Here is a 21,124-nt window from a genome sequence, read left to right as displayed (position 1 = left end):
AAAAGAGTGAATGCACTTCACTCTTTTTTATCACTATTATCTACTTTCCACTTCAACTGAAACTACTCGATCTATCTCTTTTAAGGAACTATATAACTCTGTCGTATACAAGTCTTCTGGAGCTAAAATAACCATCTCCAGTTGCTGAAATGCTCCACTATCTATATCTTTAATTTTTACTCGTTTCACATGCATACCTAAATTTTTAATTTGCTTAAATATACCATCCAACTCATGATGCTCTTTGACAGTAATTTTTATAGATAAATCTTTTTGTCTTAATGAATACGGACCTGCGATTTTCACAAGTTGCGGAAGTACATTAATCGCTAAAATGATTAAAATCATAGCAACCGTCGCTTGTAAATAAAATCCTGCCCCAATTGCTATACCTAAAGCTGAAGCAGCCCACACCATAGAAGCTGTCGTTAATCCAGAAATAACGTCATTACTTCTTCGTAAAATAACACCTGCCCCAAGAAAACCAATCCCACTTACAATTTGAGCAGCTAGACGCATTGGATCCATATTTGTATGCCCTGGAACAGAATATACATGTACGGATTCAATGGAAACCATCGTAATTAAACAACTTGCTACAGAAATAACCATACTTGTTTTCACGCCAAGTGGTTTATTCTTTAGCTGCCTATCTATCCCGATGAATAATCCTAAAAAGAGTGCTAAACCTAATTTGAGTAAAAATTCATATGACATATTTCAATCTCCTTACTTTACAATGTTTCCCTTGGAATAATTCACTATAACTCTTTTATGATATCAATTCCAGTCTTTTCTATTCATTTAACGTAAAAAACCGAAAAAACATTTGTGACGATGTTTCTCCGGCTTTTTATTACGCTTAAGATGCTTCTTTATTTCTTATCTTTAATCTTAATCTCTGCATCTTTGTAGAATGCTAATTTACTGTCATTATACTCTTTTGTAAAATTGTTAAATTGCTCTTTTGATTTTTGTGCTTCCACAGTTAATTCATTAACAGCTTTAACTTTTTCACCAATCTCTTTTAATTTCGTTTCTTTTACTTTTAATTTTTCATACAGTTCTTTTTCAGTCGCTAACGCCTTCGTATAATTTTCATTCATTTTTTGGAATGCATCATAACGGTTTTTATACGACTCTTCTACTGCTTTCGCTTGTTTTTGTAACTTCTTATCTTCAAGCTTCTCTATATTTCCTTGAATAGATTTCGTTTCTTTCTGAGCTTTTTCTAACATTTCTTTCTCATTTTTCAATACTTTTTCACGTTCATCTACATTTGAGGTAGCTTGCTCTATTTTCTTCATAACAGCATCATTTTGATCTTTACCTTCTTGTAAAATTTGAGAATATAGTTCTTGACCTTCCTTCTCTAACTTCTCTAATTTCTTCGCTTCATCAACTAATGATTTTTCTTGTGTCGCCGCTGTTTCAAAAGCTGTATATAGATTTTCTTCTGGTTTTTCACCGAAACAACCTGTTAATAGTCCTACTGATAGTGCTCCAACTACTGCTACTTTTCCATACTTCAACGTTCATTCCTCCATTACATACGGTTATCATGCCAGAAATTCACTGGGAAGTGACTCTCTTCATGATAAGCTTCAAACTCATAACCCTTTTCTTTTAACCCTTTTAAAATTGCTGGCACAGCAGCAACTGATTGTGGGTGAATGTCATGCATTAAAATGACTTCCTGTGGTTTTGTTGCATTTGTTAATACATTTTGAGCAATTTGTGCTGCTGCTGCATCAACTTGCATTTTATTATACTTCCAATCTAATGAATCAATTGTCCAATCCCATACTTTAAAACCGCCCTCTGCCACTTTATTACGAAGACCTTCATTTAAACCAGGCATCGAACCGTATGGTGGACGTGTTAATTTAGGTGATTTTCCAATAATATTTGCGATTAAGCTTTGATCTTCTTTCATCTCATTTACATACTCGCCATTTTTATATAACTTTGCAAAATTATGTGTCATACTATGCATACCTACATAATGACCCTCTGCATTTTCACGTTTCACTAAATCCGGAAATTCTTTTACATTCGCTCCAATTAAAAAGAACGTCGCCTTCGCATCATGCTGTTTTAACGTATTTAACAATTCAGCCGTATATTTCCCTGGGCCGTCATCAAATGTAAGATAAGCAACTTTTCTTTCTTTTCCATTAAAACGACTTGGTGCCGTTTTATTCATTTCTACTTTCGGTTGTTCACTTGCAAGCTGTACTACGTTTTCTTGTTTTGCAACAGCCTTTGCTGGTGAAGTAATGGATTGAAACATGAAATACCCAATAGCTACTGCTGCAATCGCTATTAAAACGACTACTACTCGTTTAATTTTAAAAGCTTTTTCCATTCTATCGAATTCCTCTCCCTATTAATCTTATATATAAATCACCCAATATAATTATACATCTATTTATTTTATTACACTATATAAACAGATATTATATGTATTATAATGGGAGTTTTATCAAAATGGTTATTCTTTCTGTACTTATAATACTCAGTGTACCTCCATGAAGCTCTACCATTTTTTTTTACGATAGCTAATAGCATGATTATTAATCTGGTAAAATGACTGTTCTATATATGGTAAATGCTCTGTAGCAATTCCAATCCCTTCGTCTTTCACCTTTATCACTGCTTGTCCTTCATTTTTAGTCGCTTCAATATATACTTTACCATTTTTATGTGAATATTTAATGGCATTTTGAACAATATTCAAGAAAACTTGCTTTAGCCTATTTCAATCTCCTATTAATTCAATTCGTTCTATGATTTTGATGTATTGCATTTGCTTCTCTTCAGCATTAGGAGTTAATTGCCAAATCGTCTCCTCTAGTATATCGTATAATTGCACCTTTTGTTTATATAACTTAAAATGATTTAAGTATAATTTTTTAAAAATAAAAAATCGGTACAGAAAAGTTACAAATCCAACCCGAGAAAAAAAGATTGGCAAAGGCCAATCTTTTTTTATTATTCATTTCGAACTGGTTTTGGTGTTACACCTAAATGCTCATTTAATTTTTTCGAAATATCTTTTACATTTTTTTCGTTTGGAATGTAATAATAAATACCTCCGATACGTTTATCCGTACCTTCTATTTGCATTTTTTCCATTTCCAAATTAGATCCTGCCATATTTTTTGTAATAGCAAGCATATCATCGAAAGTTAAGTTCGTTTTCATATTTTTATCAATCGCATCAAGTAAAGAGCCCATTTTGCTAATTGATTGCACAGACATCGCTTTTTTTGCAATTGCTTCTATTACAAGTTGTTGTCTTTGTCCACGCATTGCGTCACTATCAATTTTACGCGTTCTTGCAAGTGCAAGCGCTTGTTCTCCATTTAAATGTTGGAAGCCTTTTTCTAAATGAATCATACCCGCTTGGTCTTTACTATCTTGCTCTGTGAAAGTAACAGGTACATCAATATCAATACCACCAAGTGAATCGACAATTTGTACGAATGATTCAAAGTTAAATTTCACATAATAATCAACAGGAACATTTAAAAATCTTTCCACTGTATCTCGTGTACTTTCAACACCACCAAATACGTGTGCGTGTGTAATTTTATCTAATTTCTTTCTAGATGGAATATATACACGTGAATCACGTGGAATACTTACTAATTTAACTGATTTATCATCTTTATTAATTGTTGCTAATAAAAGTGCATCTGTGCGAACAGCTTCACCATATTGACTTTTTCGCATTTCACTACCATCTACACCCATAATTAAAATAGAGATGTTATCCTTTAAAGGCTCAACTTCTTTATCACGTTTTGATGATTTATCAATTTGTGCATACGCATCACTTACAACAGCTTTTGCTTTATTATATATTAATGATCCATATCCTACTCCTCCAAAAATAAGTAGGAAAAATGGAATTAAAATGAACCATTTTATTGACTTTCTTTTAGAACGTTTTTTATTGCTTCTCGTATTTTGTTCTAATTCAGAGCTCATCTTCATTCGCCTCTCTTTCTCTTTCCCTAGTATAATGTATGTCTAGCAATCTTCATATTGAATTTCCTTTCAAACACCTTACATTTTTGTAAGGTTACATGATGAATCCAATATGTATTCCATTTCACATTATACTCTCGTGCTTATTTTTGGCAAGTCACTATTTTTTCAACTTCAAAAATTTAACATTCCATAACATCCTAAACTTCAGATTTATAAATTTATTCGTTTCGAATCCTTCAATTTCCACCTGAAAAATTAGTAAAAACAATACATTTCACATTATTTTTTCTCAAGCGGTGTATACATTGTTTTCTTCCCATGATTATTAATGAAGGCGGATTTTGCTTTTATTTTCGTCTTTTCTATTTCTATCTCTTCATTCGAGAAATTCACAATAATTTTAATATCTTTTCCATAAGAAGTAGTTTGAACTAATTTATCTTCTGACAAATATGCAAAGTTCGCCATTTCTTCTTTTACTGCCTTTTCATGAACGTCATTCCAAACTTTCAGGCGCTGCGTAATTTCTTGTTTATGCTTATTCCACTCTACTTCATCTAAATGGTACAACGGAGGAACGTTATACAATAATTCGTATAACATACGGTTTCCAACCTCATCTTTTACTTTCAAACTTCCCCATTCCCAATGGTGCGTTGTAATAACTGAATCATTGTATACTAATTTATATAACGGTACTGCATATACAGGGTTTAAATACACTTGTTTATATTCTTCTTTTAACGGGACTTGTTTTGCATATTTTTCTGGGACATTTTGATTCGGTGACCAATATCCCCCCACATAATACGGACTTGTTTTGTTTTTCCTCATGTCTTCATCGTCCCATTTAATTACAGGCGTTTCAATGCCGTGAGCAAATGCAATCGTGCTACTTGCAAAGTCATTTCCGCCCTCTGAACCAACTACCATACCTTTTTCTTGCGCAATATAATCCATTCGTTGCAACCTTGCTTTTAAATCTTGTTCTTGTGTCGTTATATGTTTAGCCGAATAGTCATCGTAAATTTCCCCTGTTGCATCACAATCAATAAACCATGAATTATATTTAGGTCCATTTTGTAATATATCATTCATTCGCTCTTTTACACTAGGAAGGGATACAGTTGGATTTAATTTTCTCCCTCTACCTAAAAATCCTTGCACCTTTTCTCCGTTTTTCCTCGTCACAGTTGCCTCTTCATATAACGATGGATCATGAAAAGAAGCTGTATTCCAATTTTTATCAGCTTTTTCGTGAATAGAATGGTAAGAATCATATGGACCAACTAAATATCCCATTTTCTTAGCTTCTGTCACGAAATTAGGCTGCATATACCCTTGTTCCCAGTTCGGTAACCCAATCCACGCATTGTCTATTCCTGCCGCTTTCATTTCCTTTATAATATCCGTTCCATCTGCGTTACCCCATTTCCTTACTTCTTCAATCGCATCACCGAACGCTGACTTTAATATATGTTTATTTAAGTTATATAACTCCATCTTCGATAAGTGATCCACGCCTTTATCTAATAACTCACTAGCGTTCTGATCAACTTTTGGGAAAATATCCTCTTTATACAATTCCTTCATTGATAATACTTCATTTACATAGCGCAAAATAACATTTTTTTGGTACTGATCAATGAAATCTTGTTTACTTACTTGCTCAAATACATTTAATTCTCCAGGCTCAGAACTATTCTTTTGAATAAGTTCTTTTATATGGCTAAATACAGGACTATTTATTTGTTCTCTTATCTTTGGCCAATTTACGTTACTGTCAGACAAACCATTTTGATTCCAAAAATAAAAATGAGCCCCACCATAAAGTTTTTCAATCTCTTTATTTTTTCTAGCCTTTTCTTGTAATGTTTTAAATTCACCTTTTCCAGCAATGTTATCCTTATACAATTTAGCAATACTGACTGCATCATTATTTGTCACATATAATTGAAATCCATATGTTTTATTTTTATTTATACTCGGAAATTCATGTATAAAGTCAAACCCTATTTTCGGATCCGAATGAAATTTCAATTCATTATTAAACATATTGTTCGCAATATACACAATGGAATATTTCGAACCATTTAACGCAAAAAACTTCATAGAAAATGATTCAGCAAATGAATATGCATCATCCTTTAAAAACTTCTTCCAATTTTCATCATTACTCGGAATTTGCTTTCCTTCCCATAACGGAAGTGTATAATTTTCTGCTTGTACTTTCGGCCATGTAAAACTTTCTGCACCAGTCGATTCCACTTCAATATTTAAGTGATCTGTTTTCTTTTCTAGATTCACTTTTACTTTTTGATCTGGATATTCCCAAGATGTGCGATCCTTGGCTTTTTTTACATTCGACACCTTCATTTTCGGTAACGGCTGTGACGCCTGTTCCTTTACACCATCATGTTCTACAGTTAACGTGAAAGTCTCTGGATTTACATCGTAAGTAAACTCTTTATACGTCACTTTCTTTATTTTAGACTCTTCTACAGCGTTGTTACCTTTTACATCACACCCGACTAAAGTCGAAAATGACATAGTTGTAAGAAGACATATTGCTATCATTTTTTTCATCTTCTGCACCTCCACCACTGAATATACAGTGGCTTTGTTACAGAAATGTGGCAAAAAAATAGAACTAGCATAACGCTAGCTCTATTTTCAGTATTATAAATAAGTGTGTATGAACATCTATAATCTATTTAGTGTATATGTAGTACAATAACCATGTTTTTTCATCTCCACTAAATATAAAAGAAAATAATCCGAAGCTTTCACATGCATTTCTTAACTAAAAAAATAAGTATATATAATATACCCTAACACTAGTACTAAAATTACTAGCGCTGTACCTTTCCAATTCATACCACCTGTCATATCAACTGGACTACCTGATTCAGCTCTGTTTAATCCATCCTTTAAAGAACCCGTAGGATTATTTTTCAATTCACTTTTCCTTATACGTTCTCTTTTTTCTTCTGGTGACTGTTTCTTCATACGATCACCTCCAAATGAATACACGCTATACTAAATTATACATTATTATTTTTCTTTTATATGCCAACTGAAAAAATATTTACAACAAAAAAAAGCTAGCGTTGCTAGCTTTTTTATAGTTCTATATGTTCTTCTTTATTTACAGTAATACCTCTATGATCGATTTCTAGCTCACACACTTTCATAGACGTAAATACTCTCGCTAATTGCTCAGCAATTTCTTGACGTTTTTCATACGGTGTTAATATAAAAATGGATGGGCCTGCACCACTAAGCGCTGTACCATATGCTCCAAATTCTTTTGCACATTTCCGAATAGATGGTAATAAAGGGACCAGTTCTAAACGAAATGGCTCGTGAAAATGATCTCTTTCCATCATTTCCCCTACAACTTCCCACTTCTTTTGACAAAACGCAGCTACTAATACGTTACTTATCGCACTAGCCTTAACTGCTTCATGAAACGGAAACATATCTGGTAATACAGATCTGCTTTCATCTGTATTTAACTCTTCATTCGGAATAAGAGAAATTACACCTAATTCCTTACTTTCAATTCTTACAACCGAAACATTCTTTCCATCAAGTGCTCCGATTACAGTTCCTCCTAATATAGAAGCAGCAACATTATCTGGATGTCCTTCAAAATTTGTAGCAATTTGAACTTTTTGATCAGTCGTTAAGTTCAAATTGCCTAGTTGATTCGCAAGCTCTATCCCAGCTACAATTGCTGATGCACTACTTCCTAACCCTCTTGTTAGGGGGATATTACTAGTAACTTCTATTATATGGGGTGATAAAGAAGGACTCACTTTACATGCTGTGCTAACAATTAAATTTGTATCGTCTGTCGGAATAGACTCTTCAAAGGAATGGATTACTTGCCATTTATCAACTTTTTCTTTTACCACCACATCTAAATATAATGACAAAGCTATTCCTACTGAATCAAATCCAGGTCCAACATTCGCTGTACTAGCAGGAACACGAATACTTAATGGTATCACGACATAATCACCCCTTTAATATGCTCTTTAATTTGTTCTATATTATTTGAAACACTTGCAATGTCTAATGTATTAGAAGAAATTGCGATATCAGGATCTTTCAAGCCATTTCCAGTTAAAACTGCAACAACTGTCTCTCCTTTTTTGATTTTTCCAGATTGAACATGTTTAATTACACCTGCTAATGACGCATTTGATCCCGGCTCAGCGAATACGCCTTCCGTTTTTGCTAATAATCTATACGCATGTAAAATTTCTTCATCTGATACCATATCTATTTCACCATGAGACTGTTCGGCAGCCTCTACTGCATATGACCAACTTGCTGGGTTACCGATACGAATCGCTGTTGCAATTGTTTCAGGTTCTTCAATGACATGTCCTTTTACAATAGCAGCTGCTCCTTCCGCTTCAAACCCGTGAATTCTTGGCTTCTTATATCCTTTTTCTTTCTCATATTCACAGAAACCTTTCCAGTACGCTGTAATATTTCCAGCATTCCCAACAGGTATCGCTAAAACATCTGGTGCACTTTGCAACTGGTCACAAATTTCATATGCTGCTGTTTTTTGCCCTTCAATTCGATAAGGATTCACTGAGTTTACTAATGTAATTGGCTCTTCCGCAGCAATATTTCTTACAGCCTTAAGTGCATCATCAAAATTTCCTTCTATTGAAATGATTTCAGCTCCGTAAGCAACTGCTTGCGCTAATTTTCCATGTGCAATCTTTCCTTCAGGGATTACGATTATACATTTCATTCCAAGGCGTGCCGCGTATGCTGCGGCCGATGCCGAAGTATTACCTGTTGATGCACAAATAATTGCCTCCGAACCTTCTTCTTTCGCCTTCGCAACAGCCATTACCATACCACGATCTTTAAAAGAACCTGTCGGATTCGCTCCCTCATATTTACCGTATAACTGAATCCCTAATTGTTTTGATATATTTAATAGCGGAATAAGCGGTGTATTTCCTTCCATTAAGCTCACATCAGGTGTATTTTCATTCACCGGTAAATAAGAAGCATACTGATTTAATAATCCTTTATACATATTGTTTTTCCTCCTCAATAATGTAATAACTGTTTATTTCACTTGCGACATTTTCTATCGCTCCTAGTACTCGTTCAAATTGATATTTTGAAGTTTGATGTGTCACAACAACGACTTCTGCAAGTTCACGATTTACAGGTAATTGAATAACTTCTTTTAAGCTTACAGAATAATTAACGAAACATTCTGTTATTTTCTGCAGCATCCCAGGTTCATCTCGTAATGAAATACGTAAGAAATATTTCGAAACGACTTCTTCATCTCCCTGTAATTCATACGGTTCTGGTTCTTTTAACGCACTTTTATTTTTCTGAACTTGATTCATATTTTTAACGATTGAAATAATATCACTTACTACAGCAGAACCAGTCGGCAATTTCCCAGCTCCAGGGCCGTAAAACATTACTTCTCCTACCGCTTTACCGTGAACATATACCGCATTAAATTCATTATTTACATTCGATAATGGATGATGACTTGGTAAAAGTGTCGGTTCTACACTTAAATGAATGGCTGATCCTTGTTTCTCTGCTTTCCCAATTAATTTCATAGTAAATCCTAACTTTTCAGCCATTAGTAAATCTTCTTTTTCGACCTTTCGAATCCCTCTTACTTGCACATCATCTAAAGAAACATTCATCGAAAAACCTAAGTTTGCAAGAATGGCTACCTTTCTCGCCGCATCTAGCCCATCTACATCCGCTGTTGGATCCGATTCTGCGAAACCTAATTTTTGTGCTTCTTGTAATGCCTCTTCATACGACCATCCCTTTTGACTCATCTTTGTTAACATGTAATTTGTTGTACCATTTACGATTCCCATTATTTTTTCAATTTGATCTGATGCTAATCCGTCTGTTAATCCTCTTAACACCGGAATACCGCCCGCTACACTTGCCTCGTAACATAAATCACAATCATTATCGTTCGCCAGTTGGAGAAGTTCTGCACCGTATACAGCCATTAAATCTTTATTTGCTGTTACGACATGTTTCTTATTTCGTAAAGCCTTAACAATGTGCTGCTTCGCTTCTTCAATTCCGCCCATTACCTCTACTACAATATCAATATTTGAATCATTTAGAACTTCATCGACATGACTAGTTACTACGATTCCATCAATACAAACATCACGTTCTTTTTCTAAGTCACGTACAACGACTGTCTTTACCTTCACTTCATACCCTGTATCAAGTGCAATTTTTTTATAATGTTCTTTCAAAATATGGACAACACCACTTCCGACCGTACCTAAGCCTAACACCCCAACATTAATAACGTTATTCATCTTCTAATCTCCTCCTACAGTTTTATTTTTTATCTTTATCAATCACCTTGCTCTGCTTTTTAATCATGCAGGTGGTGGTTATATCCGTACGTACAAATCGTTTCATGTTACAGCACCTCCTTTCAAAGTAATAAAAAAACACACTCATCCCTAGGAAAGGGACGAATGTGTTTTCGTGGTTCCACCCTTGTTCCAACCTAGACGTATTTCTCCCTAGATTGCTCAAGTTCAGATAACGGCTGATTCCGTCAATAATTACTAGATTACTCGTTCACTATTGAAGTTCAAAGGTGGTAAAATCATTTCTCGTGTTAGGAAGCTCACACCCTTGGCTTCCCTCTCTGTAAACCGTAAAAATGATTTCATGTCCTTATCGTTACTTTTCGTTCATGTTTATTTGTTAACTCATTATACTCGCATAAAAAACAAAATCAATACTATTTTTTAATTATTTTTAATTTTCAATCTTGAAATCCATAAAAAAACACACTCATCCCTAGGAAAGGGACGAATGTGTTTTCGTGGTTCCACCCTTGTTCCAACCTAGACGTATTTCTCCCTAGATTGCTCAAGTTCAGATAACGGCTGATTCCGTCAATAATTACTAGATTACTCGTTCACTATTGAAGTTCAAAGGTGGTAAAATCATTTCTCGTGTTAGGAAGCTCACACCCTTGACTTCCCTCTCTGTAAACCGTAAAAATGATTTCGTGTCCTTATCGTTACTTTTTCGTTCATGTCTATTTGTTAACTTATTATAGTTACCAACTTTTTAAAAAGCAAGCCTATTTTTACTAGCTATTTTCAAAATCAATTATTATTGTATTTCACAATAACATTATACAACTGTCGCTCGAATTACCTATTTTGTCATTTCTCCGGTTGATAAATCAACGATTCTTATATGAATATCACATTCTAAAATATTTACATATTCACCTTAAAAAACTATATCTATAAAGTTTTTTCAATACAATCTTTTCGTATAGCTTTCTTCTAAAGAACGTGCAACATCTTCTTCAGAAGTATTTACTTTCGCATGCTCCAGCAACATTTTTGCTGCTGAAGGTAACTCTTTTTTATTCAACCATGATTCTGGATCCCACATCTTAGATCGGATAAAAGCTTTTGCACAATGAATATAACACTCTTCTATTTCAACGACAATTCCAAGTAACGGATTGCGTCCATTCGCCTGCATTTCTTGCAATATCTCTTCGTCGTTTGTAATATACGCTCGGCCGTTTATCCGGAGCGTCTCCCCAAGGCCTGGAATAAAAAAGAGTAACCCTACGTGTGGATTTGAAATAATATTCAAAATGGAATCTATACGACGGTTACCTGGTCTTTCTGGAATGATAATTTGATTATTATTTAATACGTATACAAATCCAGGTGCGTCTCCTCTCGGCGAAGCATCGCACTCTCCTAATTTATTTGCAGTAGACAATACTAGAAAAGGAGATTTTGACAGAAAATCTATGCAATGGTGGTCTAATGATGAAATAACTTTCTTTAACGCTCGCTCACTTGGTTGCCCCAATATTTTCCGTAATTCTTCCTCTGTTGAAATAATCGATTTTATTTCTTTACTCTCTATCCCCACTATTAACCACTCCGTTTTTCTTTATTTTCCCAAAATTCAATACAAATATTGTATAATAAAATTTGCAGAAAGGGGAATTTAAATGACAGAGTGGTTAACAATATTTGATCCTGAAAGAAATACACTTGGGAAGAAATTGCGTGATGAAGTGCATCGTGACGGTGATTGGCACGAAACATTTCATTGCTGGTTTGTAGAAAAAAATGATGAAGATATGTTTTTATATTTCCAATTACGCTCTAAAAATAAAAAAGAAGCTCCGGGTATATGGGATATTACTTCAGCCGGACATATTATGCATGATGAAGATGTACAAATTGGTGGTCTTCGTGAAATTGAAGAAGAATTGGGGCTTTCTTTCCAAACGACTGATTTAGCATACAAAGGCATCTTTAAAATAGATTATGATATTTCAAATCTTACGGATCGCGAGTTTTGTCATATGTATTTTCACAATGTCATAAATCCACTTCCATTCGCACCAGGTGAAGAAGTAGACGATGTGATGAAAATACATGCAACTTCTTTTCTACAACTATTAAAAAGAGAGATTTCATCTTTTACGGCTACTTCTGTTTTGAGCAATAAACCGATAGCGATAACTTTTGATGATATTTATCCATATGATCTTGCATACTATGAATTTGTTATAGAGCAAGGAAAAGACTTACTAGAAAATAATAATTTATAAATAAGATAGGACTCCCATTTTAAAGTACTGAGGAGTCCTATTCTTAATAGTGTGGCTGATTGACAATACCCCGCACTCCACTTTATTTTCTCTCTTTCGATGTTTGGAACATACTTGGTAGCGTTACAAAACGTGCCCCTTTCGTTTTTAACTGTGGAATGATTTTGTCTAGTGCCTCTACAGATCCTTGTAAATGTCCGCCTGGGGTTGAATGCTGAAGTATGACACTGCCAGGAAATGAATTCCCTAACACATTATTTGTAATTGTTTCAGCGCTTACACCTTTCCAATCAACTGTATCAACACTCCACTGTACAATCATAAAATTTTGCTCTGTTGCCCACTTCAATTGATCTTCAAGTATTTCACCATACGGTGGACGAATAAACTTCGGTGCATAACCAGCTAAACGATTTAATATTTCTTCTGTTTTTATAATTTGATTACGGTACTCAGCATCATTTACTTTCGCTAAATTAGGATGGCTATACGTATGATTGCCAATTACATGCCCTTCATTCGAAATACGTTTTACTACATTCGGAAACTTTTCTGCATTTTCACCAAGCAGGAAAAAAGTCGCTTTTACATTATGTTGTTTTAACTTATCTAATATTTTTGGCGTGAATTCTAAATCTGGTCCATCATCAAATGTAAGAGCAACTTCCGCTTTATTGTACGGTCCTGAAAATGCATACGCATATTTTTCGACCCAAGAAAATGGTGTCCATGATCCACGCTCATCTGCTTTCATCTGTACTTCAAAATTTTGAGGGATATATGCGATATAGTCTCCATAATAAAATGAGTTATATGGCATATAGGCGTACGAAATATCTCGTTCTAGTCCCCATTGATATGGAGCAAACATTTGTGGCGAATAAAAATAATACATGTTAAAAACCTCCCTAAAGTTTCATATGTGATTCCTCTTCACTTTGTTAGGGAAATTCCTATTCATGAACAAAAATAAGACTGTCCGTAATTTGGACAGTCTTACTGCTTACTATTATGAATAAATCGATGTACTATCTTTCGGTAAAGCTTTCACATGTTTTAAATAGCTTGTCACTCTGTCATCATCACCTTGCGGGTATTGATATCCATATGCATTAGCAATTTCATTCGCTACTTCCCTAAATATATTACCCATGACAAAGAATGACTCCCATATGTTTTCATATTCAGCATCCGAATAGGTCAATTTAAAATGCTCCCACATATCTTTTTCAATATATTGCTCGAAATGCTTCCCAAACTTTCCTGCATTACCTGTAAAGTCTGTTTTCATACCAATATGCCATTCTAGCATTACGATGAACATATCTCGTACTGGACCATCGAGCATCCCTTTCGCATAAGAAAGTTCTTCTCTCCATAGTCCTTTTGCCACATTCGTACTACACCACCAAAATTCATTACAGCAATCTAAAAACTCTTTTTCTGTAGGCTTTTTTATTAAGTAATCCTTATCGCTTGCTGGTGGAAATTCAACAATACAATTATCTTTATCCAGAAGCAGTTCACTTAAACTATCTTGTCCAACGAACTTATTTATCAAATCAAATGGAACGAGTGTTAAATCAATTCGATTTCCATCCATAAACTGCATTAAATACGGAAATTTCCCGTCTTCGTCCGCTGAAATTAATGACATTTCTTCTGGCATTTGTACAATCATTATTTCTCCAAATCTATGAATCCAATTATGATTAGACGTAAAAGATTGTATATCATGTACAACATACATAACATCATAGTCTTGAAAACAATCTCTTTTCACATTTGGATTTACACGCGATCCATTCATGATAACTGCTCGGATTCTGTCATCCTCTTTTGCTGTATTCATAATTAAGTCTAGCATTTCTTTTTCAGTTCTCATCTATTCCTAACCTCCAATTTATATATTCTTATATTTTTATGTGTGTTGGAGGTCCACGAGCTAGCTGTGTTGTACACGATACATGTTATAATTTTTGAAATTTCTTTTTCACCTTTTTATCTCCTTTCGTCATTCTTTTACGACTGCGATTACAAACCCATCATAGCCTTTACTGCCGACAGTTTGAAGCGCTGTACACTTACCTCTGCAGATATTAATTCTTAGAAACGGAATATTCCTTTTTAAAGCTGCTTATCATTTAGATTAGATTATACAGAACATTTCGTTTCATGTAAAAATAAAGAAGGGACATCTACTCCATTACAGAATAAATATCCCTTCTTTTGTTTATACATTTATCCCTTACGGATTAGTAGACCAAAGTCCTGCTGATTTAATAAATGTACGTTTATTTAATTTCAACTGCGCTACAATAAACTCTGCAATATCTTCTGCTTGCATTACTTTATCTGGATTTCCATCAGTTAATCCTAAATCTACAGCCATATCAGTTGCTACTGTACTTGGAGTTAAAGCTGTTACACGAATGTTATGTTTGCGAACTTCCATCGCTAACGATTCTGTTAAGCCAAGAACACCAAATTTAGAAGCACTATATGCACTTGTTACAGGTGCACCTTTTTGTCCTGCTGTAGATGAAATATTAATAATATCACCAGATTGTTGTTCAATCATACTTGGTAAAGCTGCACGAGTTGCATAGTATACACCCATTAAGTTTACTTGAATGATTTTTTCCCAATCAGCAACATCTAGTTCTAAAAACTTACCGAATTTAGAAATACCAGCGTTATTAATTAAAATATCGATAGATCCTAAACCGTTTTTTAACGTCTCAATCGCAGTAGTCACTTCTTCGTATGAAGAAACATCAGCAGTCGCAATAACAGCTTTTACGCCTTCTGCTTCTACTTCTTTCGCTACAGCTTTTAAGTTTTCTTCTGAACGAGCTAAAAGACCTACATTTACGCCCTCTTTCGCTAATGCAATCGCTACAGCACGACCGATCCCTCTACCTGCTCCTGTAATTAAAGCATTTTTGCCTTGTATTAATTCTGCCAAGTATAACACTCCTTACTCATCTCAGTTATGTATTATATTAAAATTGTATCTATGTTTATGTAAAAAGGCAATGATGCACTTTCATGTGCGTAGGTTACTTGTAGGTAACTATAGAAAGTTTTTATTTATAAGTCTCATGTTTTTGCCATGATTCATGTAAAATATAAATACATCCAGTATAGGAGAGTGTATGTGTATGAAAAGAAAAAAATGGTTCTTATCACTAACTATAGTCGGACTATGTATCATATTTTTGGCTATGTACTTTATATTTGGTAATCCACTACATTATAAAGTAATAGAAAAAGATACTAGCGACTATCTCTATACTATAAAAGGATATAGTCAAAAAGAAATACAAAGTATAACCGGAAAATATACTCCCCTTTATACTATCGGCTATTATGCAGAAGTCGTATATAAAGATGAACCTTATTTTACATACTCTTATACATACGATAATAATAAAAAAATAATACAAGACAACGGCATTTTAGGAAGACATACTGAGTCATTTGAAAATCTTAATTTGAACTGGTCATTGTTTGACGAGTTAGTAGACGGTATTCGTACAAACTTGCAAGAAAGAGGTTTAAACGAAAAGAAAGATTATTCTATACGCTATGTTCAATTCATTGATATCGATGATGATAAAAACGGTGCAGAAGCATACGTTGACTTTAAGAAAGATAAAGAATCAGACTACTCATACCGTATGAATAACGAAGGAAAAGCTTATCAATATAGTTGCAGTAACGGGAAATGTATTTTTAAAGAGAAGTAGTGTTAGAAGATTTCCCTCCTAACACTACTTTTCTTCATATTTCGGAATACAAACAATAAATTCTGCCCCATCCCCATCTTCACTCTCGACTTTTATTTCTCCTTGATGAAGGTCGAGTACTTTTTTTACGATGGCCAAACCTAAGCCACTTCCTCCATAAGTACGATTTCGTGAAGAATCCGCTTTATAAAAACGTTCAAAAATATGTTGTTTCTGTTCTTCTGATATACCAATTCCCGAATCGCGAATTCGAACTTCCACTACTTTCTCATTTTCTTTTAACTGAATTGTAATTGTGCCGCCACTTGGCGTAAATTTAATACTATTATGAATTAAATTAATCCAAACTTGACTCAAACTTTCTTGGTCAGCAATAACATATACTTTTTCTAAGTCCAGTTCTAATTCAATTTCTTTTTCAACCCAGAGCGGTTCACTATTTAACACAATTTGCTTTAACTGTTGATCTAATTGATATGCCACTCTTTCTGGTGTATACTCTTCCGACTCTAAAAGAGTTAGTTTCAGTAAATTTTGACTTAACTTAGATAATCTCGTCGTTTCCGTTTCAATAATGGCAAGATAATGCTTTCTTTTGTCCTCGGAAAAATTATCGTCTTGTAGCGCTCGAGCAAATCCTTTTATAGAAGTTAGTGGTGACTGTATTTCATGAGAAACATTCGACACAAATTCCTGACGCATTTTCTCCATCGCATTTAGTTCATCTGTCATATCATTTATACTTTTTACGAGTACACCAATCTCTCCATCATACTTTTCTTCATTGCGTATTTTTACGGAGAAGTCTCCTTTTGCAATTTTTTGTATCGGTTCAATAATAGTCCAAATCATTGCCTGTCGTTTTGGCCTCATTAATACTCCAATTAACACCCAAATAAAAACAATAAATACAAAGCCGACCATATCACTAATTAAAAAAGTAACAAACGGCGATACGTTTATTTCCAGAGCATCTAATATACTAGATGCTACATAAAAAGCGACAGACCAAATTATAGTGAGAAAAGAAAAGAGCGCTATTATCGCTCCCGTTACTTTCAACATCTTCAACTTACTCATTTGTTTTCTTTTTCTCATTTACTTACCTCTAAGCGATACCCTAAACCTCTTATCGTTTTAATACTGAAGTTCGATTTCTCTTCTTGAAACTTCTCACGTAGCCGATTAATATGAACGTCTAGTGTACGTTCATTCCCTTCAAAATCATACCCCCATACATCTTCAATTAATTGCTCTCTCGAACACGTTCTTCCTGCTTTAGAACCTAAAGTAAAGAGCAATTCGAATTCTTTTAGCGGTAATGTAGCCGTTTGTTCTCCGGCTGTAACTTCAAATGTTTTACGATTTAACAGTACATTTCCAACTTGGATGGATTGCGATACTGTAATTTGGTAACGTTTCAGTAGTGCCTTTACTCTCACTACTAGTTCTATCGGATCAAATGGTTTTACAAGGTAATCATCCGTTCCAAGGTGAAACCCTTTTACTTTTTGAGACGTTTCTCCTTTGGCAGTTAGCATTAAAATCGGGATATCATAGTATTTTCTTAATTCAAAACATACATCAAATCCATCCATATTCGGCATCATGATATCAAGAATAACCATATCAACTTTTACTTCATCTATCTTCTGCAATGCATCTAGACCATCAATTGCCTCATATGTTTGAAAGCCTTCCCGCTCTAAAAAAACAGAAACAAGTTCTCTAATATGCGGGTCGTCATCTACAATTAATATTTTAGGTATCAAAAGAACCATTTCCTTTCTAATTAGCATCCTTAATAAAACTTTTAAAAATGAATAATCAGCGGAGTATAGGCCCCACTGATTATTCATTTTATAATGATGCCTCTTTAATTTTCAATTGTTGCGTTGCAAATTCACGATACATGTCATGTGTGCGTAACAATTCATCATGTGTACCGCTTCCTGTAAGATTCCCTTTTTCTATAAAGATAATTTTATCCGCATCTACAACAGTCGAAAGTCTATGTGCAATAACTAACGTTGTTCTGCCTTTCATTAAGTTATTTAATGCTTTTTGAACAACAGACTCTGATTTACTATCTAGACTGGAAGTTGCTTCATCTAACATAAGAATTTGTGGATTTCGAAGTAACGCTCGAGCAATCGCAATTCGTTGTCTTTGCCCTCCAGAAAGCTTCACACCACGTTCTCCAACTTCTGTTGCATAACCATTTGGCAAATCATGAATAAATGCATCAACATACGCCATCGCTGCTACTTTTTCAATTTCTTCATCTGTCACTTCGCCCTCAACACCGTAACAAATGTTATCACGAATTGTTCCATCGATTAACGGACTATCTTGTGAAACGTAACCAATTTGACGTCGCCATGATTGTAGTGAATAATTCTTAATTGAATCTTTTCCTAATTTAATAGCACCGCTAGTTGGCTCGTAAAAACGTTCTAACAGTGAGAATAACGTCGTTTTTCCGCTACCACTTGGTCCTACGATTGCTGTTACTTTACCTGATTCAATTATGAAATCAATATTCTTCAACACTTTCTCTTCTTCGTTATACTCGAAATGTACATTTTCAAGAACGATTGGCTGCTTAGCATTTGTGACCTTCACACCAGTTTCATGATCTTCTACTTCATATTCTAAAATTGTATTAATTCTTTCCGTTGCACCAATTGCCTTTTGGAATTGTGTAAAGAACATAGATAGTTGACTCATTGGCATTATAATTTGAACCAAATATAAAATAAACGCTACAAGTTCCCCTGTTGTTAATGCACCGCTAGAAACTCGCATTCCACCATACCCTACGATAATAACAAGCAATGCCATTAAAACAAACGACATGACTGGTGAAATTAATGCTTGCACTTTTCCTTCTTTCAGACCAAATTGCAATAACTTTTCAATACCTTTATTTCCAGTTTCATATTCTCTTTTTTCTGTGTTCGAAGATTTCACTAAACGAATTTCCGATAAAACTTGTGTTAATACACTAGTAAAAGAAGCCGTTTCATCTTGAAGTGATTTTGAAATCTTATACATTTTCCGTCCAAGTGGAACTAAAATGAGTACTGATAATGGAATAACCGTTAAAAGTAAAAGTGTCATTTTCCAATCCAAAACAAATAGTACAATTAATGATCCGACAATTGAAATACCACCTGTTAATAAGTTTGACAAATGCTCAGAAATTAATGTTTTCACAACTCCTGTATCATTTGTCATACGGCTAATTGTATCGCCTGTTCTATTTTGATCATAATAAGTTACTGGTAAAATAAGCACCTTTTTCCACAAACGTTCTCTTAGTCCAGCTACAATCTTCTGTCCTATATAATTTAATAAATATATAGATAATCCTGCAGCTATAGTTTGCATAATAAAGAATGCAACTAGCCCAACAATTTGCCCTGTACTAATTGACGAAAGTGAGAAATTATCTACTAGCCCCTTCGTTAACATTGGTATAAATAAACTCGCTCCCGTAGAAAGCAAACTCATTAATAATGCAAAAGCAAGAATCCCTTTTGGAGGATTTGTATCTTGAATAAGGCGTAAAAACTGCCTCCAGCTCCCTTTTTTCTTCATTTCATTTCTAACGTCCATTCCACTGTTCATCTCCTCGTGTTAAACCAAACTGTTCTTTCTAAAAATAGAATACAATACGAATGTAAACTGAATGTAAACACACTTTTTCTGTTTTTACAAAATATACATACAAACGCATCTTTACAACAGATATAAACATCTGATATTATTACCTGGTACTTAATATTATTCTATGCGAATGATAGATAATCAATTTACAATACTATATAAATCTCCCGTTATTGAAAGGAGTATCCTTTTTGCAAACAAATATACATTCCGAAAAGGAAACAATCATTTTTATTCATGGATTAGTTGGCAATCGTCGCGCTTTTAAAAAAGAGCATAAGCGATTTTCCGCCTCCTACAACATTATCACTTATGACTTATTAGGTCACGGCGATGATAAAGGAGAAGCTATCGAATTTTCATTACAGCGCCTTGTAGATCAACTATTGAAATTATATGAAAAAGAAGGTATTCAAAAAGCCCATATTTGCGCTCTAAGTTATGGCTGTTATATCTCTACAATTTTTGCACAAATGCATCCAGAAAAAGTATTAAGCATTTGTCATATTGGTGGACATTATAATAATCCATCCCTTTTATATAACGTATTTCAAAAGTTTTGGGAGAAGCGAGGGGACGATTACTCTAAATGGCTCTCTCAATACGCGAATACCATTTTTCCAAGTGGCATACTAAAGGCAAATCCGTTCGCGGTCATTTCCAGAAATATTTATTACCGTTTCGGATTGCAATTACATTCATCAATCATTGCCCAATCATTACGGCATCGTTTAGAATTCGATTTAAAATCTAAATTAAAATCACTTCCCCACCCTATTCTATGGGTAATGGGTGAACATGATCATCTCTATAAATCTTGCCTTTTTGATTTAAAATCCATTCTTCCTAACGTTTTATATAAAGAAATACCGCTTGCAGGACATGCAGCAAACTTATTTCGCCCGAACTACTTCCATGACCTATACGCTCGATTTTTAAATGGGAAGTTACAGTAAAAACTACTACATTCCCAATTTATTCAACTATAAAAAGGCTTCCCAAGTTTCCCTGGAAAGCCTTTTCTCTATACGAAAAGTATATAAAC

19 protein-coding genes, 2 pseudogenes and 2 other annotated features are annotated in these 21,124 nt (G+C 34.3%); of the genes and pseudogenes, 3 read left to right on the top strand and 18 right to left on the bottom strand.

The window, feature by feature from the left end; genetic code table 11:
- Positions 1–36: 36 nt before the first annotated feature.
- The 11 genes and pseudogenes from FS742_RS02285 to FS742_RS02235 form a co-directional block, all read right to left on the bottom strand.
- The gene (locus FS742_RS02285) at positions 37–717 is read right to left on the bottom strand and encodes an MgtC/SapB family protein (protein WP_000119508.1); all 681 of its coding nucleotides are present in this window, start codon (positions 715–717) and stop codon (positions 37–39) included.
- A gap of 158 nt (positions 718–875) precedes the next feature.
- A complete protein-coding gene (locus FS742_RS02280; protein WP_144611031.1) occupies positions 876–1,532 on the bottom strand; it encodes a YkyA family protein in 657 nt (218 codons plus the stop codon).
- A 14-nt stretch (positions 1,533–1,546) separates the two neighbouring features.
- Complete coding sequence (locus tag FS742_RS02275; protein ID WP_144611030.1) at positions 1,547–2,368, bottom strand: peptidoglycan-N-acetylglucosamine deacetylase; 822 nt, start codon at positions 2,366–2,368, stop codon at positions 1,547–1,549.
- 100 nt (positions 2,369–2,468) lie between these two features.
- A pseudogene (locus FS742_RS02270) lies at positions 2,469–2,920 on the bottom strand (sensor histidine kinase); the annotation flags it as partial.
- A 74-nt stretch (positions 2,921–2,994) separates the two neighbouring features.
- The gene (locus tag FS742_RS02265) at positions 2,995–3,996 is read right to left on the bottom strand and encodes an LCP family protein (RefSeq protein WP_144611029.1); all 1,002 of its coding nucleotides are present in this window, start codon (positions 3,994–3,996) and stop codon (positions 2,995–2,997) included.
- A 282-nt stretch (positions 3,997–4,278) separates the two neighbouring features.
- Entirely contained in the window at positions 4,279–6,585 is a 2,307-nt protein-coding gene (locus tag FS742_RS02260; protein WP_260869607.1) for a glycoside hydrolase, read from the bottom strand.
- Positions 6,586–6,798: 213 nt separating this feature from the next.
- The gene (locus FS742_RS02255) at positions 6,799–7,008 is read right to left on the bottom strand and encodes a DUF6366 family protein (RefSeq protein ID WP_144611027.1); all 210 of its coding nucleotides are present in this window, start codon (positions 7,006–7,008) and stop codon (positions 6,799–6,801) included.
- Between the two features lie 113 nt (positions 7,009–7,121).
- Positions 7,122–8,015, bottom strand: coding sequence for a homoserine kinase (thrB, locus tag FS742_RS02250; protein WP_144611026.1), 894 nt, complete (start codon positions 8,013–8,015; stop codon positions 7,122–7,124).
- Positions 8,012–9,070 (bottom strand): threonine synthase, encoded by a 1,059-nt coding sequence (gene thrC, locus FS742_RS02245; protein WP_144611025.1) that lies wholly within the window; start codon positions 9,068–9,070, stop codon positions 8,012–8,014. The genes thrB and thrC overlap by 4 nt, the downstream gene beginning before the upstream one ends.
- Positions 9,063–10,358, bottom strand: a complete 1,296-nt coding sequence (locus tag FS742_RS02240) for a homoserine dehydrogenase (protein WP_144611024.1) — start codon at positions 10,356–10,358, stop codon at positions 9,063–9,065. The genes thrC and FS742_RS02240 overlap by 8 nt, the downstream gene beginning before the upstream one ends.
- 154 nt (positions 10,359–10,512) lie before the next feature.
- Positions 10,513–10,744 (bottom strand) — a binding site (T-box leader).
- Positions 10,745–10,858: 114 nt separating this feature from the next.
- Positions 10,859–11,090 (bottom strand) — a binding site (T-box leader).
- Positions 11,091–11,325: 235 nt separating this feature from the next.
- The gene (locus tag FS742_RS02235) at positions 11,326–11,964 is read right to left on the bottom strand and encodes a pyridoxamine 5'-phosphate oxidase family protein (protein WP_000510736.1); all 639 of its coding nucleotides are present in this window, start codon (positions 11,962–11,964) and stop codon (positions 11,326–11,328) included.
- A gap of 82 nt (positions 11,965–12,046) precedes the next feature.
- Here FS742_RS02235 and FS742_RS02230 point away from each other — a divergent pair, with 82 nt between their 5' ends.
- Positions 12,047–12,655 (top strand): NUDIX hydrolase, encoded by a 609-nt coding sequence (locus FS742_RS02230; RefSeq protein ID WP_144611023.1) that lies wholly within the window; start codon positions 12,047–12,049, stop codon positions 12,653–12,655.
- A gap of 82 nt (positions 12,656–12,737) precedes the next feature.
- Here the strand turns inward: FS742_RS02230 and FS742_RS02225 are convergent, their stop codons facing one another.
- The 4 genes and pseudogenes from FS742_RS02225 to FS742_RS02210 form a co-directional block, all read right to left on the bottom strand.
- Positions 12,738–13,550 carry a peptidoglycan-N-acetylglucosamine deacetylase gene (locus tag FS742_RS02225; RefSeq protein WP_144611022.1) on the bottom strand — a complete coding sequence of 271 codons (813 nt, stop codon included), beginning with the start codon at positions 13,548–13,550 and terminating at the stop codon, positions 12,738–12,740.
- Between the two features lie 114 nt (positions 13,551–13,664).
- Positions 13,665–14,540 (bottom strand): aminoglycoside 6-adenylyltransferase, encoded by an 876-nt coding sequence (locus FS742_RS02220; protein ID WP_144611021.1) that lies wholly within the window; start codon positions 14,538–14,540, stop codon positions 13,665–13,667.
- 129 nt (positions 14,541–14,669) lie between these two features.
- Positions 14,670–14,747, bottom strand: a pseudogene (locus FS742_RS02215) (O-methyltransferase); the annotation flags it as partial.
- Between the two features lie 156 nt (positions 14,748–14,903).
- Positions 14,904–15,623, bottom strand: a complete 720-nt coding sequence (locus tag FS742_RS02210; protein WP_000818854.1) for a 3-ketoacyl-ACP reductase — start codon at positions 15,621–15,623, stop codon at positions 14,904–14,906.
- A gap of 190 nt (positions 15,624–15,813) precedes the next feature.
- On the opposite strand from FS742_RS02210, the gene FS742_RS02205 reads away from it, so the two are divergent.
- Positions 15,814–16,407, top strand: coding sequence for a DUF3139 domain-containing protein (locus FS742_RS02205; RefSeq protein WP_395940387.1), 594 nt, complete (start codon positions 15,814–15,816; stop codon positions 16,405–16,407).
- A gap of 24 nt (positions 16,408–16,431) precedes the next feature.
- Here the strand turns inward: FS742_RS02205 and hitS are convergent, their stop codons facing one another.
- From hitS to FS742_RS02190, 3 genes are all read right to left on the bottom strand, one after another.
- The gene (hitS, locus tag FS742_RS02200; protein WP_144611020.1) at positions 16,432–17,505 is read right to left on the bottom strand and encodes an envelope stress sensor histidine kinase HitS; all 1,074 of its coding nucleotides are present in this window, start codon (positions 17,503–17,505) and stop codon (positions 16,432–16,434) included.
- Positions 17,502–18,179, bottom strand: coding sequence for an envelope stress response regulator transcription factor HitR (gene hitR, locus FS742_RS02195; protein WP_222124842.1), 678 nt, complete (start codon positions 18,177–18,179; stop codon positions 17,502–17,504). Before hitR ends, hitS begins: the two co-directional genes overlap by 4 nt.
- A gap of 88 nt (positions 18,180–18,267) precedes the next feature.
- Positions 18,268–20,028 (bottom strand): ABC transporter ATP-binding protein, encoded by a 1,761-nt coding sequence (locus FS742_RS02190; RefSeq protein ID WP_144611019.1) that lies wholly within the window; start codon positions 20,026–20,028, stop codon positions 18,268–18,270.
- A gap of 242 nt (positions 20,029–20,270) precedes the next feature.
- On the opposite strand from FS742_RS02190, the gene FS742_RS02185 reads away from it, so the two are divergent.
- On the top strand, positions 20,271–21,035 hold the full coding sequence (locus FS742_RS02185; protein WP_087959529.1) for an alpha/beta fold hydrolase: 765 nt from the start codon (positions 20,271–20,273) through the stop codon (positions 21,033–21,035).
- Positions 21,036–21,124 lie beyond the last annotated feature (89 nt).

The organism is Bacillus cereus (assembly GCF_007678085.1).
GTDB classification, from domain to species: Bacteria; Bacillota; Bacilli; order Bacillales; family Bacillaceae_G; genus Bacillus_A; species Bacillus_A cereus_BE.
Note: the sequence above shows the minus strand (reverse complement) of the source record. Positions and strands in the feature narration are given on the sequence as shown.